General features: G+C 49.6%; 15 protein-coding genes and 1 pseudogene. All 16 read right to left on the bottom strand.

Features of this window, described 5'->3' with window-relative positions:
• Nucleotides 1-3 precede the first annotated feature (3 nt).
• A complete protein-coding gene (locus tag B0D95_RS00445; RefSeq protein ID WP_078042049.1) occupies nt 4-237 on the bottom strand; it encodes a hypothetical protein in 234 nt (77 codons plus the stop codon).
• Nucleotides 234-2,120, bottom strand: a complete 1,887-nt coding sequence (locus B0D95_RS00440) for a hypothetical protein (protein WP_078042048.1) — start codon at nt 2,118-2,120, stop codon at nt 234-236. The genes B0D95_RS00445 and B0D95_RS00440 overlap by 4 nt, the downstream gene beginning before the upstream one ends.
• Nucleotides 2,120-2,863 (bottom strand): hypothetical protein, encoded by a 744-nt coding sequence (locus tag B0D95_RS00435; protein ID WP_078042047.1) that lies wholly within the window; start codon nt 2,861-2,863, stop codon nt 2,120-2,122. The genes B0D95_RS00440 and B0D95_RS00435 overlap by 1 nt, the downstream gene beginning before the upstream one ends.
• Entirely contained in the window at nt 2,864-3,955 is a 1,092-nt protein-coding gene (locus tag B0D95_RS00430) for a hypothetical protein (protein ID WP_078042046.1), read from the bottom strand.
• A complete protein-coding gene (locus tag B0D95_RS00425; RefSeq protein ID WP_078042045.1) occupies nt 3,955-5,508 on the bottom strand; it encodes a hypothetical protein in 1,554 nt (517 codons plus the stop codon). The genes B0D95_RS00430 and B0D95_RS00425 overlap by 1 nt, the downstream gene beginning before the upstream one ends.
• A gap of 7 nt (nt 5,509-5,515) precedes the next feature.
• Nucleotides 5,516-7,471 carry a hypothetical protein gene (locus B0D95_RS00420; protein ID WP_078042044.1) on the bottom strand — a complete coding sequence of 652 codons (1,956 nt, stop codon included), beginning with the start codon at nt 7,469-7,471 and terminating at the stop codon, nt 5,516-5,518.
• 2 nt (nt 7,472-7,473) lie between these two features.
• Complete coding sequence (locus B0D95_RS00415; RefSeq protein ID WP_078042043.1) at nt 7,474-7,872, bottom strand: hypothetical protein; 399 nt, start codon at nt 7,870-7,872, stop codon at nt 7,474-7,476.
• A complete protein-coding gene (locus tag B0D95_RS00410; protein ID WP_078042042.1) occupies nt 7,869-9,377 on the bottom strand; it encodes a hypothetical protein in 1,509 nt (502 codons plus the stop codon). The genes B0D95_RS00415 and B0D95_RS00410 overlap by 4 nt, the downstream gene beginning before the upstream one ends.
• Nucleotides 9,362-11,650, bottom strand: a complete 2,289-nt coding sequence (locus tag B0D95_RS00405; protein ID WP_078042041.1) for a tape measure protein — start codon at nt 11,648-11,650, stop codon at nt 9,362-9,364. Before B0D95_RS00405 ends, B0D95_RS00410 begins: the two co-directional genes overlap by 16 nt.
• An 88-nt stretch (nt 11,651-11,738) precedes the next feature.
• Nucleotides 11,739-12,497, bottom strand: coding sequence for a hypothetical protein (locus B0D95_RS00400; RefSeq protein ID WP_078042040.1), 759 nt, complete (start codon nt 12,495-12,497; stop codon nt 11,739-11,741).
• A gap of 45 nt (nt 12,498-12,542) precedes the next feature.
• Entirely contained in the window at nt 12,543-12,974 is a 432-nt protein-coding gene (locus B0D95_RS00395) for a hypothetical protein (RefSeq protein ID WP_078042039.1), read from the bottom strand.
• A 2-nt stretch (nt 12,975-12,976) separates the two neighbouring features.
• A pseudogene (locus B0D95_RS00390) lies at nt 12,977-13,485 on the bottom strand (gp436 family protein).
• Between the two features lie 95 nt (nt 13,486-13,580).
• Nucleotides 13,581-14,198 carry a Rho termination factor N-terminal domain-containing protein gene (locus B0D95_RS00385; RefSeq protein WP_078042038.1) on the bottom strand — a complete coding sequence of 206 codons (618 nt, stop codon included), beginning with the start codon at nt 14,196-14,198 and terminating at the stop codon, nt 13,581-13,583.
• Between the two features lie 63 nt (nt 14,199-14,261).
• Nucleotides 14,262-15,206, bottom strand: coding sequence for a hypothetical protein (locus tag B0D95_RS00380; protein ID WP_078042037.1), 945 nt, complete (start codon nt 15,204-15,206; stop codon nt 14,262-14,264).
• A 63-nt stretch (nt 15,207-15,269) separates the two neighbouring features.
• A complete protein-coding gene (locus tag B0D95_RS00375) occupies nt 15,270-15,620 on the bottom strand; it encodes a capsid cement protein (RefSeq protein ID WP_078042036.1) in 351 nt (116 codons plus the stop codon).
• Nucleotides 15,621-15,679: 59 nt separating this feature from the next.
• On the bottom strand, nt 15,680-16,684 hold the full coding sequence (locus tag B0D95_RS00370; RefSeq protein ID WP_078042035.1) for a hypothetical protein: 1,005 nt from the start codon (nt 16,682-16,684) through the stop codon (nt 15,680-15,682).
• Between the last annotated feature and the right edge of the window lie 152 nt (nt 16,685-16,836).

Below are 16,836 nucleotides of genomic sequence, written 5' to 3'. Positions count from 1 at the left end.
TTATCACACCTCCACAACAGAACTAGGCAAGTTGGGCACCTCATACCGTAGCTCACCGCCCTCAATCATCGCTTTTGCCCCTGATGAAACAGCTTCGCCCTTCACGATAATAGGAACACCGCCTCGCGTAGTCACTGTACTGGTGCCATCACCATTATTGCTGACGACCGTTACCACCGCACGGCCTTCACCCTGCAGCAGCCTTTTGAATTTGACCCATGGGTTTGCTGTACTCATGCGCGACGCTCCAGTGTGACTGATTGATAGATTTCAGCACCACCGGCCTTTTGTACGCTGATGCTATTCGCAATAACCAAACCAACGTAGTCACTGTCCGGGTTGTCGTGCGTTACTGTGATGATCTGCCCTGGGCGCAGGATGCCAGGCGCGGCGCCTTGCTCGGGGATGAGTACGCTTAACGTCTCCACAACCTTATTACCCGTTGCGGCCAACTCATTGCGGCCACGACTTATGGCCGGTGCAGCAGCTGTAATGAGATCATCCAGCACGTCAGGCATCGGATTCAGGCCGCCGGAACCAGCACGCTGAACATCGACTGATACGCCCTGGCTAACACCACTCACAAAACACGAATCGTAGGCTGGTGCTGGCTCATAGCGTGCAGAACGGCTCCGCACCATGCCTATATAAATGGCCGCATCGGGAGTCACCGCGTCCCATTGCCAGGGCGATGATTTATAGCGCGGTTGGATTATCCAGCTGTCATCATTCATCGACGGAATCATCACCCCACCCGCAGTAGTCACTATCTGCGCAACCACTTGGGCAGGTGTTTTATCGCGGTAGCTGAGCGCACCTGCCGGAATAATCCAATCAGGTAAATCGCCGTCGCCCGCAGTCGGCCAAACCAGAGCAAAACCGGTGTTCTCCAGTTCCGCATTGGCGGCCTGTGCTGCTGTTGTCGCACTGCTGTTGGTGTATGACCGAACTGGGGCAAACAGTGCCGCCATGTATTGCGTGCGGCTTACACCAGAGATTGAAAATTTAGTTGTTGGGAACTTTTCGTCACTGGTGTAGCGCTCAATGCTAAACACCCATTCATGGGTGTTAATGACGACGCGAATATCCTTCATCCCGCTTTCGTCCGGGCGCACTAAATCCAGCGTGCCTTGACCATAAACCGTGCCAGAGAATTTCCAACTTAATGAGTCGATATCGACTGAAATATTCACGCCCTGGATATCGAGCGGGGTGCCGGTTGCAGCGTCGGTAATTTGTAGAGTGTTCATAATTAAGTACACGATTTTTCTGATGGGAGGGTCGACGGGATCGGGGGGAATTGGTGGCCCCGTATCAATTGGGTAAGGCAGGTTCCAGTTGTTCCAAACACTCGTACCTGCCCCCCAGGGAATGAGTCGGCTTGTATCGCGTGGGGTTGCTTTACGGGCAGTCAAATGTCTGGTGATGTCGTGCGGAACACTTGGGCGTTTTGGCTTTACGTAGCCGAATTGCAAACGGATTTTTGTAGCACTGCCTAATGTGTTGGGCACACCTGAAAAATCCAAATTGATTGCGAGCGGGGCATCGGTATTGAGTAGCGCCAACATGGCTGTACTGTCGTCATATACAAATCCGTTCAAGTTCACACTGAACCAATCCATATTTGCGATGCGATCCCTGTAGCGCGTATTCATTACCCAACTGCTAACGAAATCGCGACGGTCACTCGGTTGCGCAACACCCCACACAACTGTGTGTTGCTGGTCAGCAGTAGCGGTGTAACCCCAGTTCATAGTTTGTTGGCTTTCAGCAATATCTGCGAGTGTCCACATCGCTATGCTTGCACAGTCGCTCGTGTTTGCCACATTGAATCTAATGCGCGAACTATGCTGTGTCGCCCCAGCGTTTCCCCACAAAACGAATTGCGAATTATCAGTTTTGATCGCGGCAGTTTGTTGTAGATGACTAGTTGAGCTGGCAGCACTGGCAGCAAACATCGGTGCTAAATATTCGACGGTGATGGATGGATTAAACCAGGGGAACGGTGGATAGCTGATCCACACAAAATCTAAATCAATTGCCAGTGGATTTGAGTGTGTGAATGGCCCATCACTTAAATTGAGTGCAATGCCATTCCAGGGTTCAATGATGTAGGCCATTACTCTACCAGCGCGCCTTTTTGCGGCCCCCAACCAACAGGACGATAATATTCACGCGGTGCGAATGTTACGCTGCCACTCACCACCGAACCGGTAGTGATCCAGGCTGGCTCAACGGCTCCTGTTGTGCCAGCTTCGGTTACTACATAAACATAACCATTGGGTGTAGTTGGGTGTACAACAGTACCGGCATTGAGCGCTGCGCTGGCAATAAAATCAGCGCCGTAATTATCCACTGCAACCACGAATACAGCGCCGTCCCAGTTGCTGTAGGTTAAATCGAATGTACCGTCACCAGCACTCGCTCCCTCGCCGACAACTGCCCGCGCACCAGGGTTATCACTGATAACAACGAGGTCGCGTTGCGCAGCAACACTATTTATTTTCACAGTGCCTGCTACGCGGTAATCACCATCAGAGCCGCCACCACTACTGCCGCTTTCATCAACTGCATATAAATTAAAAACAACGGCACCAAATAAATCGACGTTGAGCGCGATATATGCTTTTGACTCGTTACGCTTTTGACCGATGAACGAGATAAAACTTGGATACAACTTACGTGGGATTCTCACGACGCCGGCAGTTTCAATAATCATCTGCGCATTCAGCTGTAGTCCGCCTGAATAAATTTGCAATACAGGCAATGGGTCTGGATCGCTGTCGAATGTTGTGACAGGCAGTTCAACCCAGTCTAATTGACTATTAAAAATTACATCGCTACGTATGACAGATAGAGTCATTTACGCCCACCAGTTGTAGTCATCAGTAATTCCGCAATTCCCAAAACTTGCGGACCCGCCCGATAATGTCCATGGCATCCAGTCAATGCCATTGACTGTATATGTCTGCATGTTCCACGTAGCGCCTCTTTCTATATTTAAATACAGCCAATAGTGCAACTGATTGCCCGCTGATGCGAATTGAGCTAATCCAGGAATAGCGCCGAACAGATAATTACCATTATTTCCAGCCAAGGCTGGTGGCCTAACAACATCTGTGCCTATGTAGCCTACAGCGACAGGAATTAATACACGTATAGAGCTATACGGATTCACTGCAGCATTATTAATATCAACCCATGAAGCCAGTGAAAAAATGGAATTATTTGCTACACCTGGAATTGTATTTTGAGGTGTACGTAAACCCCAATAAAAGCTAATTTGATTGAGGCCGCTCGCTGATGAGCTAGCGCCGTTTGCAGGTGCCCTAGTCGGAGACATAGCAAAAAAATTACCAGCCTGATCACGCGCTAAATCTGAACTTTTTACTGCGCCAAAGAATAATTGAACATGAATAGTACTTAGCGTAGATAACGCATCGGTGCCCTCTGATTCAGCAGAGCCCGCTGGATAGTGAAATAAGACCCAAACTGATTTGTCATTTGCAAAAACCGTCCAGGCAATACTCGCAGCAAAACCTGTATGCATATTTACCACGTTTAGAGCAAAGATGTTTTCACTTGCAGTTCCTGGGGCTGCAACTAGCGGACTTTTCCATCCATTTACCCCAGTACTCATCACGCTAGCAAAACTATCATCATATAGACGCCCTGTACCGGGAGTTGTTATAGAGTCCCACATCACCATGGCGATACTTGTTGTGCCCCACGTAATAAACTCCATCACCCCATTACCATTACTCACAGCCAAGCGGCGTTTATTCGCAGTAGTATCTTCATAGCGCAATGTCCAACCCGCACCTGGTTTACTACCATAACCCGTCACCAAGCACTGCTTGATAATATCCATGAAAAAACTGGCTTTTACATAGTTGGAGTTTGCAGGCAGCGCAGGCGCACCAACATCAGTGGAACGATAAATAGTTACAGTCATCAGTTATGATCTCCACGCAATTCAATTTTTAACGAGTCATCTTCCACCGTTGCTTGCCCTGGCAATACTGTGCGTATTAACCACAGCGGTGCTGCAGCGGCTTCTGTTTCAAATACTGCAGTATTGCCTGTTGCCCAGCCACCACCCCAGCCGTCTGATTTGATAGTAAAAAACGGTGTCCCAGATTGCGGATTGAGAGGGGAAAAATCGGCAGCGGTGGATCCAGTCGCTACTTGGCCGCGATGTTCACCCAGCAATCGGAATGCAGTTGTGCCTGTGAAAATAATTTTCCAGCGCTCCGGTACGCTGCCACGGTTATCGATAGCAATTGGGTAATTAACCAGGTTGTATTGGCCATTGGATGGAGTGCCCGTGCCGCCGTAACCGGGATCTGTTACGTAGCATGCGAAATCTTTAACACGCCCACGCAAGTTCCCCAAATAAACCGCTGACGCGACCCATGTATCATCCGCCGGGAAATCGTGATACAGCGGTTGTGCGAGCTGCAATGTGCCATCAATACGCGCTTCAGTGCAGAGCGCCATGTCATCGATGCGATGCACAAAATACAAATCACCTACGAGCGCATTACTCTCCAAATCTTGCGCGATAAACGGTGTGGCCAGTGTGGCGGTACCGACTTCTTTATTCAGAGTGTATTGCGCTGGTGCCAATCGAGTACCCTGCGAATCCTCAAACCAGGCATCGTGCAAACGATCACGCCCGGCGTTAACCACCAAGCCTGCCGCTGGGGCATTTACCAAATCTTTTTGGGTGTGAGTGATAACCAAAATATCTGCATCGCGCAGAATTGGGACGCGGCCATCAGACGGGAGGCGCACTGGATCCAAACCGAGAATGGCCGGATCCAATGGGATTTGTTTGTACGAGACCGCGTTATAAAAAACGGTAGATGCAAGTACCGGTGCAGGAAACGTAATTTCGGCTAGACCTTTTTGTAAATCGACATCACCGGTAATTCCATCGCCCGTTATCACACCCTGGTTGTCTGCTTGACCGTTGTACTGCACACCACTCTCCACATTATCAGCGCGCACATTAAATCCATTTGGGCGTAGTGGCGCAGCGGATGTGCGAAATGTAGTGCGATTTAGTACGCTCCAGTCATCACCCACAACTATCGCAATGGGTGTGACCGTTGCAGTCAACGGCCTGCCGGTGTAGTTATCAATTGTGCACCTGGTTGACTCATAATCGATCAGACCAACTACCGTACCGGCTCCCGTTGATGTCGAGTAGTTGCGCACAATATTGCCTTCACCATCATCAAAGAACAGTTCACCCGCCACCTGCAATATCACGCTGCCAGGCACAATTGGGCCGCGTTCAATTAACTCAAATCGCCATGGTGACTGAGCCATGGTTTTTGCCTCTGTCACTGTTTGCGATGTACCTGCAGCTAACTGATAGCTGACATCGCAATTGTGTGCACGGATCACCTCAAACGCGGTTTCACGGGTATATTGCGCTCTGTTTTGAGCGACTTTGTCGGACTCATATCGATATAGCTTTGCTACGTTACTAATTGTCATAAATCACCTATTCGTTGTAGTTTTTCAGGAACGCACTACCACTGACTACAATCTGCCCCGTCGTGTAATTGATTGAGCCGACAACCGTATTTTCCCCATAGCTGCGATCAATCAGCGAACCATTACCGTTATCGGTAATGCTGCGATAGAGATCAAAGTACGTAGTGCTCAGCAAAATACCGCTACCATTTACTACCGTTTTCTTTATTGATTTTATGAGCCTGAACGATACTGATCCGGGCTCACAATTCGCGCCCGCCGATAGTGATATATCCGCTTTGGTTGTGTTGTTAGGTACCGCGTTAGATGTTTTTAACTCGCTTTGATTTTTATGTGAGTATTGCACCGTCCAGCCGGTACCTGCATTAGGCACTGCTGCTGCCGTCAATCGAATAATTCCTGTTGCGTAATCAATACGGCCAGTGGCATCACCACTAATCACACCGTCAGCATCAGTTGCCGTTTTTGCAGTACCGCTAGTCCAGCTAATGGTTACCGTTCCAGGCACAACCATTTTGTTATCCAGATAAATGTTGATGGGTGTTGTGCCATCAAATGAGTCGGCAGCAGCAGGGGTATACAAATCTGCATCCGTCCAACGATAAAAAATCAGTGAGTTAGCGTCCGGCTGTGCTTGCAGTGTTAAAACAATTGATCCAGTTGAATAATTAATTTGCCCAGAGCCATCACCGATCAATGTGCCGGTGCCATCGTCTTGCAGCTCGTACCATTTGCCCAGATATTGATAGGACGCATTAAATGTTGTCGGTGCAGGGGGCGGGTCAATACTCAGCACATAGTTAAAATTTCGATTGGTTTCATCAATTTCAATACTGCCGGTATTCGGTAATTGCTGACGCAGCGTGCCAGGTCGATAAGTAAAGCTGACTGTTGCCGATACTGATCCGGCCCAAGTGATAGCACCGGTTCGATAATCAATTGCCGACCCGGCCAATGGTCCAGCGTCACCACTGGCGTTAACAAACTTCCCGCCCTTATCAACATAGGCAGTGCCACCCGCACTGAATGATGCTGAGCCAGGCACAACCGGTGTTGGTAGTGCGCTTTGCGTGTTTGCAGCAATCACTACGGGTATTGCAATGGTTTGCGATGAAGACGGCACAATCTGACTAACGAAGCCACCGGGGCGCTGATCAATTACCGGCGTCTCACTGGATGCAGTTGGGATAATGGGCGCAAAGGTGCCAGCGACTCGCACACTGGTAGCACCAGCCTCTGCAGGCTGTGATAGCACCGTTGTACCGTAATACTTGGCCGATGTTGCAGGCTGAGTGCTGTACAGCTTGCTGTCATTATTCGGCAGCGGCTGTGGATCACTTGCCGGGTAGTCCATCTTCAACTCGGACGACAGCTCAATAATGTACTGCGTCGCTGTGAAGGTTCGAATATCACCATTGATAATCGTGTAGGTGAATCGCTCTGTCGACTGCTGAACATTTAATACCTTAACGAATTGGCGGGTATTTAAATCCTGTTTGTACTGCAGCATGTAGGTTTCGCCGATCTCCGGCGGAGTGGAGTTATTTACCGAGGGCGTATAAACAATCAACGCACGCTGACCTTGTAACTGTGTGCCCCGCAAAAACATTCCAGTCACCGGGCCAGCAACAACAAACGATTCAATACGCTGCCTGGCAGATGATCGCTGGTCATAAAAATCACTGGTAGTGAACAGCAATCCACTGACATTGGGGTCAGCAGGTTGTGCGCTGAGAATCGCGTGAGAGTCCAAATAGAGATCAGCAGTGGCCGTATCCACTTTTAAAAACGCTTTACGCAGGCTGACATCACCGTAAGTGCGATCCACACGTGAAATATCTTCAAACAAGTTATTGATGTCGCCATCAATCACGGGCAGGCCTGTCATCTGGCCACCGCCATCAGAATCCTCGGTCAGTCGCTCAGACTGCATCAACTTTATGTCATTACTGGTAATTGCCACGGTTATGGTTCCTCTGGTTCTGGTGTTGGTTCAATGGTCAATAAACGGATGGTGACTTTGTATTGCCAGTTGGGGTCGTTCGCGGCCAGCACATAGCCATCCACGGGTTTTGCATCCACGGCCACTCCGCGTGAACGATCAAACACCACGGTAAATTCGCGGCCATCTGCCAGTTCTAATTGCATGGGGGCGATGGTCGCTTCCAGTGCGAACAGTGCGTCAACAATGAAACGCGGGAGCCAGCTTTCACCCAGGGTAATCGGGCGGCCATATTGTTTAATCCCACCTTGAATAATCATGCCGCCGGTAATGCTGCGCTCTTGCGATTGCTCAACCTGGTTGTAATTAAATTCATCCGACCACACAAAATTGTCGGTAATGTCTACGCCACCCAAAATCATTGTGTTGACCTCAACCCGGCTTCGTTTAAAAAATTCAGTAAGTTGTTTATGTCATCAGCAGAGCCAGTGAGGTTTGCCGTTTGCCCACTGGGCAACGCTATTTCAATCCGCTGCACATTGGCCGGCTGTGGTGTCACTTGCGGTTGGGTTTGGGGCTGCGATGCCTGCTGTTGAGTTTTTGTTTCTTCCACCTTCCGTGCAGCTTCCTCAAGCCTCGCTTTTTCCTGTGCTTGTTCCTGGGCTTTTTTCTCTTCAGCGATTTGCTGCTTTTTGATGTTGAAAATGTCTTGTGCAATTTTCAGTGCTTGCTGAGCGTTGGTGATTGCCTCTTTATCACCGGTTGCCCGCGCGTCTTCCAGTTTTGCATTAAGGTCAGCAATGCGCGCTTCATACGCCAGTTGTGCAACACGTTCCGCATTGCCCTGCAGGCTGGCTAATTCGCTTTGCAAACTGTTGAGCGTGCCCTGGGTGGATGCGCGAAAACTCTCCATCTGCTCCTGGGCAGATTTGATCTGGTTTTTCAGTGCGGAAAGGTCGGCTTGATTTAATAAACTGGTAGAGCTGGCAGCGCCGCGTGCGGAGTTAATAAAGTCACGGGCGGATATCGCGCCGTCTGAATAGGCTTGCTGCAAACGTTGCAGAGCTAACTGCTGCTCGGCGTATTCTTTTTTGACGATCTCAGCGTTGACCATGGTATCGCGCAAGTAGCGACTGATGCCGGTGAAGTCAGCACCCATGGCGAGTTTTTGTAAGCGATCAATTTCATTGGTAGCATCACTGATTGATTGCTTCAGTTCAGCAAAATCACCTGTGATTGGAGCCGTGTTAGGCCGTACCCCTTGCAGCTTTTCAAATGAAGCCAATGCTGCGGGGCCCAGCGCTTCAATTTCGCCGCGTAGCTCTGCATAAACATCCTGCAACCATTTGGCAGCACCACCAACAATCTGCATTTTTTGTGCAGCATCGTTGGATGCGACAGAGATCATCCCCCATGAACTGGCGGCCTCCTTGTTAGCATCGGTTGCCATTTTCTGAGCATTCGCATTTGTCAGAATGTTTTTGGCGTGTTGATCCAACTGCGCGTTTAGCCCAACCAATGCTTCTTGGGTAATAACCCCATCGGCAGCAAGCTGCTGCAGTGCAGATCTGGTCGCATCAATTTCCTGTTTTGTGTCCAGGCTTTTGAGTGTTGCCAGTAAACCAGCTTTTAAGATTTTATTAGTGTCTTCACCGGCGACAGAGGTCTCATTCAGCTTTTGTGCGAGGGCAGTAAAATTGGATATAGCAGCAGCGCTCTCTTTATCAATACCGGTGAGTACTTCACCGACATCAACACCTAAACGCTGTGCAGCGGCGCGCATGTCGCCATTCATGAGTGCACTCAATGCACCCAAGCTCGCATGTGCACCGCTGGCACCGCTCTGTACTTTCGCGAGCGCTTCTTCAATGTATTTGCCAAACGCTGTGTATTGCTCAGTGCTCAGGTCTTTCAGAAACGCAGCCAAGCCGTTTTGCAGTTGCTCTTTGGTGGCCTGCCCTCAAAAGCGATGTTTTGTATCGCAGTTGCCAGCGCTTGAATGCCACCTTGTCCACCCCGCTGCGCCTCTGTCGCAATAGCGGCTATCGCTTCACTGACATCACCACCGGCGGTTTTGACTTGTGAGAATTTGTTTAGCAGCGTATCGACTTGAGCGAGATAACTTTGCCGCTCTTGCTGCGCATCTTTCATTGCAGCAACTTGAGCGCGCTCTGCTTTCTCGGCCTCTGTAATTTGGTCTGTAGCCAAACGCCACTTCCCAGTGTATTCATCAATGGCAACAGTACCCGCGTCTTGCGCCGCAATAATTTCATCAAGAGATTTAACTGCAAGGCCGGTTTGTGCATTGAACTCGGCGATGCGATCAGCGGCTTCAGCCTGGGCTTTATTTTCAATCGCTTGAGAGGCAGCCAGTTTTGCTTTGGCCTCACGTAACTCGTTGTAGGCTGCAATCGCCTTTGCCGCACCATCAGCGACGAATATCCATGGAATTGCGCGCATCGCAGTAGCAAGCAGCGTTGCCTGGTCTGTTACCCCTTTTTTTCTGCTCGCCAAAACACCCAAGGCACTAGCGAGGTTTTTCGCATCACCAGCAAATTCAATGAGTTTCACCGTGGCATACGCTTTTGCAAGTAGAGCAAGGGCGCCAATATTATCTTTAATGCCAATCACTACCGCTTTAGTGGCTTCTGCAAGAGCAATAAAACCATCACTAATACGCTGCGCCCATTGCTGCAATTCGCCATTCGCCTTCAGCTCTTGGATGTATTGAATTAATTGACGCAACTGCTCCTTTGCATAATCCAATGCACCAGATTTGGCTATCTCATTTAAGAACAGCTGCCACTCATCTTTAAGGGTTGAGATGTAGCCAGACAGCAGGCTCATGTTTTGCGCTGCAGCACCGGCGCTTTGCCTGCCCATTTCATCAATCATGGCTTTGATTGCATCGCGCCCCAGCAACCCTGCTTCCGACATTTTCTGTATTTCGGCAGTGGTTTTGCCGGTGGTGGTGGCCAGCAGATCCCACACGGGAACACCGCGCTCAATCAGTTGCAGAATCTCTTCGCCTTGTAATTTCTGCTTTGCCCAGGCCTGGCCGAGCGCCAGGGAAATACCTTCTACAGCTTCATAGCCTTTACCTAGTTTTGCGGATTGATCCACGATGGCCTGCATCGCGCCCGCTTGAGGATCCAGCCCAAAGTTTTTCAACCGCAAAAAAGTATCGGTAACTTCTTGTAATTGCAGCGGCGTATTTTTCGCAAAATCTTTTACCCATTCGGTAGCCTGCTCACCCGCAGCGAGCGACCCCATGGTTTGTTCCATTTGCAGTGACAGGCGCTCAAATTTATCGCCTGTTTCAAACATGGATTTAAACGCATTGGTAATCGTGTGGATGCCCACAGCCGCAGCAGCCAATGCGAGTAAACGCTTGGTGAACGAACCAATGGATGTGCCCGCTTTTGCAGTACTGCTTTCGGTATCTTTTAACTCATCGTTGGTTGCTTTAATTTCCTGGCGGGTAGTTTCAATCGGCTTACCTGCGGCGTCATATCGCTGCGCCAATTTGGTGGCAGCGGTACCAGCTTTATCCGCTGCGGTGGCACTTTGGTTTGCGGCAGTAGTGATGCTATCAATTGAAGAGTCGGCACTTTTTAAAGCGCTGGCGGCATCGCTAGCATTCTCACTAACGCCATCTAGTTCCGAATTCAGTTTGCTTGTACCGGTGCTAGCGCTGGCGGCGTGTTCGGCCAATTTTTCTAGGAAATCGCTCAGTTCATATAGCGATTGAGCTGCATCGCCGTTATCAACATCGTTAATCGCCTTCACGAGTGACTCGGCACCCGCGCTCGCGCTACCGGTGTTGTTAGCTAATTCTTGTGCGGCATCACCCAAATCATTTACTGATTTGCTGGCGGCAGCACTTGCAGCGTCAACGCTTTTTGCCGTGCTGGCAATTTCACTCATTGAGCTATCAGCATCATCCAGCGATTGCGCTGCATCGCTGGCATTTTCACTGACATCATTGAGCGTGGTATTAAGTGATTCGGTACCGGTGCTTGCACTACTGACGTCTTTGGCCAAGCTCTCTGCTGCTGCGCCCAGTGCGTCAACAGACTTACTGGCATCGGCACTGGTGGTATCCAATGCTTTTACGTCATCACGAAATTTGGAAACAACATCACCAGCCATGTTCTTGGCTTTGATGATGAAATTTAAAACAGAGTCTTTAACGGCCATGATTAATCCAGAATTCTATTCACTAACAAAAAAGGCACCCTGCGGTGCCTTGATTGATCCGCCGCAGCAGATGGGATTGCAGTTATTGTTAAGTTGCCTGGGCGATACGCATGTATTTTGATAAGCCCGTTCCAACAACAGTGGAAGAACTCAGTACGTCGAAGGACAAGGGGATTTCGCCAAACTCGGAACCCAAAAATGCGAGGCCACTGGTAGGCGAAAATTTAATACGATGGTTGGTGATGGCTACCGGTTTTCCGCTCTGTGCATCGTTCACACCATCAAAGTGCAGGCGAAATTCCTGACCGGATGCAACCAGCGCCTCCATGATTGCGCCAACCGCTTTGGTGTAACTGACCTTCACACCAGCGTTGGTAATAGCACCGCCGCCGATCACAACAATACCGGTTGAGGTAATCGTGTAATCCTCATCTAATAACAGAGCCACATCGGAAGCCGTTTTAACGGTGATGGCAGCGCCATGGTCAATGGGAAAGTCAAAAGGAATCAGTTCGCCATCGACTCCCGCGCACTGTTGAACTTCATCCGTTACAGTACCCGCCGTCACAGCAGTAACGGCACCACGCAACGCAAGAGCAAGGTTTTCAGCCGTAAAGTCATGTAGTACTACGCTGCCAGTAAAACTACTGATTTTACTTTGCACGTTGGCGTTACCGCCGCCAGGCGTCATGTAATTCGGCAGCTCCTGTTTTTCTTCATCGAATGCATATTCCAGCTGGCTACAGTTGCCAATATTGAGTAAGCCGCCAGCACTACCGAGCAGCTCCAGATAGATGGCGCCAACACCGATGTAAGACATTTCTTTGTGTTTAACTGCAAAAGCCATGATGGCCTCCTGTTACGTGATTGAAAATAATCTGGGGAATACGGGTTAATTGCCTATGGTGTAACTGGTAGTAAAAACATCGACCCAAAGTAGATTGGTTTTGTCGTAGTCCTGTACGTACCCCTCTAACCATTGACACGCCTCTAGGCAACCAGCAGGAGTCCAACCTAAAATTGCTTTTCGAACCCTGCCAATTACGGGGCCAATATCTTGTAGAGCTGCTGCGCCGGTTGCGTCCCGGTAATTTCTACCGACTGAGATAATTCCAAAGTTGACTTCCGCAATAGCGCGCTTGGAAACTGCCGATTTGCCCGGGCTTTTATTGCGTTCCCTTGATACAACTACATACAAAGTGTTGTGCCTAAAACTACCGATCTTTTCAACGGCGGCATACTCGGCAGCACCTTCCACTTTTTCAAATCCAAACGCCGGATCTTTTAAATGCTCGATGATTAATTGAGAGTCAAAAAAATCCATGATCAAAAATCTCGCAGAGCATCGCGCATACGGCTACTGCCTTTGGTTACCTGCGGCATGCCTGCACCGGTCTCTACTACGTCATCATCCGCGCCCAGGGAAAGCTTGCCGCTAACGGTTTGCTCCAGGAGGCGCAGCGCGTCTTTGTAATCGCGCACAATCATGTCGTCGCTCTCTAATGTCCGGCGGTTTTTATGCAGGTAGTAGCGAGTGATCGCACGGCACCAGACAACAACCAAGCGGGGCACTGGGAGAGTGGCAATTGGTAGCCTGCTTTGCGCAGGTACCCATCAATCACACCATCGGCATCGGCTACTGCATCGTCAATGCGCGCAAGTGCTGCATCGGCATCGGCAATTTGCTCTGCATCAAATGCGCTGCGGTCACCACCACTTAACGTGAGTGCAATTAGCTCGTAAGGCACTAGGTCGCCATCTTCATTGCTCGCTACTTCGGCCAGCTCACGGGAGCCGGGGCGATCAAGCAATTGTTGGTGAGTGATGTAAGCCATGAGAACTCCGAATTTGTTTACCCGCGCACCACGTCCTGTGGTGCTGGTTTGCGGGGCATTACCTTTGTCGCAATCCTTTTATTGCCGTTGGTGATTTATTCTTTTGGTGCAAACTCAATTGCCATAATCGCTTCTACGAGCTGCTCTTTTTTCATTTGAGCAGCGCCAGCAACTTTCAATTCACCAGCAACTTTTTTCAGTGCAGCTGCACTTAACGCACCGAGTTCAACAGAGCGCTCTTCTGGTAAAACAGCGCGTTTGATGATTGCTGTTTTTTCGCCAGCGATACCTTCCGCTTCCTGTTCGGTATTAGAAGCATCAGGCAGGCTTTGGCCAGTTCCATCACCCGTGATGGTTTGGGTGCCAGCCACCGAATCATTTGTTGCAACTGTATTGGCCTTGGCCTCTGCTTCCGCTTTTGCGATGGCAGCAATCAACCCTTCATCGTTAAGTGCATATGGTTGATAAATACCAAGTTCGGTTGCACGACGCTCTAATTCATCGCGCTCAGCCTGCGCTTTTGCTTTAGCAATTGCAGCCGCTTGTGCTTCAGCGCTTGGCTCGGGAACATCAACTTCTTCGATGGAATTATTACCAAGCCATGCGTTAATTTTTGCTGCGCTAACATCGGAGGGAATTGGTTTACCGGCAGCGATAATTTTCTTGCCAATTACGACTGCGCAGAGCGCAACGTACATTTTCGTGCGATTCATATGATTCACCTGCTTGAAAAAATTGGTTAAAAGCCCCGTCCTTGGGTGTCATGGCTGACTCGGTTAGCCGGTGTAATCAGCACCGGCACCGATAAACAAGTAGCCAGCGTCAACACCAGTCAATTCAGGTGAGCGTTCATAGGTGACGGGGTATATCCAACTTTTTGCGTTATTGTCGTAATAAGTTGGTTCAACAAATGGATTGCCATTCAGTGTGTATGTGTAGCCGTAACTAGGACGACCACGATCTGCAACGCTACCAATATCGGTGTAAGCCAACACAGCGTCATTGCCCCACGTTGGTGCCGGTTCGCCACCACCTACAGGCTCAATTAATGCGCTACCAACTACCACACGCTCAATACCGATTACAGCAGCCAAGTCGGTTTCAGTAATAGCGCTGGCTTTGATACCTGAGAATTTTCCAGATACGTGAGGGTTTGTGCGAAGTGCTTCATACGCAGATTCACTTAATGCCAACGTGTTAGGTTTTTTGGCAATTTTGTTTGCGACAGCAACACGACCTGCTGCTATATCTTCTAACGGATTGCGATCTGGATTGCGCCAGCTACTTGCAGTTAAATCCAGCTTATTAGAAGTGCTGTAATTCGAAGGATTGCGCGCAATAGTTGCTTGTTCGTCCTCCAGCAAATTGAGCATGATGTCCAATGTGCTAGTAACTGCTCCAGATCCAAGATTGATACCAGGCGTTTGCTCTGCATCTTGCAGCTCCTCGCGCGGTACAACACCTTCCAGTGAATCTTGAGTCAAGGCAAACTTCTTGCCTTCGTGACCAAAGCGAATTCGCTTTGTACCTGAACCTGGTGAACGACGAGCGGCAAAACGCTTAAAGGCTTCTTTACCAAACTCAAGAATAGTGCCGCCGCGAACGCCAACAGGAACGCGTGGAAATAAGAAGTGACCAATAAACGCGCCATTGGTATAGCCGATTGCAACGCTAGTTAATACGGGATCGACAACCCGATTTTGAGAACCTGCTTTAGACATAGCTGTAACTCCATTGAGTTAAAAAATTGTTAGGAAAACGTGCACCAAAAACTAAATGAGCGATTAAGCCGGAGCGGAAAGGCCTGGCAACAGCAACACTTCAAATGGTTGATCGGTCGTGCCTGCTTCTAATGCTTGTGCTACTGGAACGCCGGTGGTTGCTGTAATTAATTTGCCTCCGGTACCAACCTGCAAACGCGCACCATTAGCTACAGCAGCGCCTGCCATTGCGGTACTTGTTCCAAGAACATCGACAGTAATGTCATCACCACTGTCTGCATCGGTAACCACCAAACCGATACCAGCAGCACCAGCTGCGGCAACAGCACCAGAGGCTGTGATGTACTGATACTTGGTAAGCGCAGCAGTCGCCTTGCGAGTGACTGACAGCACAGGAAGTTTTTGCGTGCTCATAAAAAACCTCGTTAAAATGAAAATTAATATGTAACGATTAGCCCGATCTAGTTCCGGGTTTAACGGCCCACTACACGAGCTGCATCGGCGTAACTCATTTTGTGCTTGTCTGCATGAGCCTGAATTTTCTTGTGCAATTCCATCCGCTCTGCGTCGGCAGTAAAGCCATCCGGTGCTGCAAAACTGGCATCGTGAACTTGCTCACCTTCCTCACGCGCTGAATGCTCTGCAAAGTCAACACGTGGCGGCAAGTTGGTCAGGAAGTTACGCAACACATCCGCACTTGCCTGGCTTACGGTTTTGCCGTCGCCATCTGCGAAACTCACTTCTTGGTCAGCAGGTAATGCCCCCAACAATGCGACCATTCCGGTTTTCTCTACCGGCAACAGCTTTCCACTTTTGATCAGCCCTTCAGCGAACGAATTAATTTCGTCCTCACGGGCTTTCTGTTCTTTCGCGGCAAGTGCTTTTTCACGAGCAGCCAAATCGTCTGCCAGTTTCTTTTGTGCAGCTTGCTGATCAGCAAAGCTGGCTTGATCGTCTTTTAGTTTTTGCGCTTGTTTATCGAGTTCGGCTTGCGTTGGTGTGCCCATGGTTGGCTCCTGTGAGTCGGCAAAATTGATGGTGATGAGATCGGCATCGTCTGCATCGGCAAACGACGGTTGTTTTAAACCCGGAACAGCAGGGGGAACGGCGCCCAAAAAACCGATGTGGCGGACATACCAAACACCAGGCACTGGGTTACGCGGGTTAGTAGGTGACCAAAAGGATGCGCTGATGCTGTCGTAGCGTTCGTTGTTAACCGCATCGGCAAAACTGGGATCCACATTGGCGGGTTCGGCGAGCACAACATTGTTGCGGCCCAGTGAAAGAGAAACAGCATGACCATAGGCCGGGTCGTCAATTTTGGGGTGACCGATTACCAACGGCGCTTTGTGCTTGGCAACATCGTAAGCCGCAACCGTTGCAGCAACGTCTGCATCGCTAAATGAAATTCGCTGCCCTTCCACGGATACAAATGTACCTGGGCGAAAAATTTCCAATAATTTTTTGGCTGTTGCCATGGGTTTGCTCTCAACCGTTTTTAATGTGTTGAGGTCAGATTACGCGGGGGATTTGATTTTGTATTTTGACGCCGGTCAAAACCTGTTAGATGGGTATTGCAGAGAAAAATACTTGGGGAAGCAAACGGAGTATAACTTTACGCGCAGGAAGC

Source organism: Cellvibrio sp. PSBB023 (assembly GCF_002007605.1).
GTDB lineage: Bacteria > Pseudomonadota > Gammaproteobacteria > Pseudomonadales > Cellvibrionaceae > Cellvibrio.
Note: the sequence above shows the minus strand (reverse complement) of the source record. Positions and strands in the feature narration are given on the sequence as shown.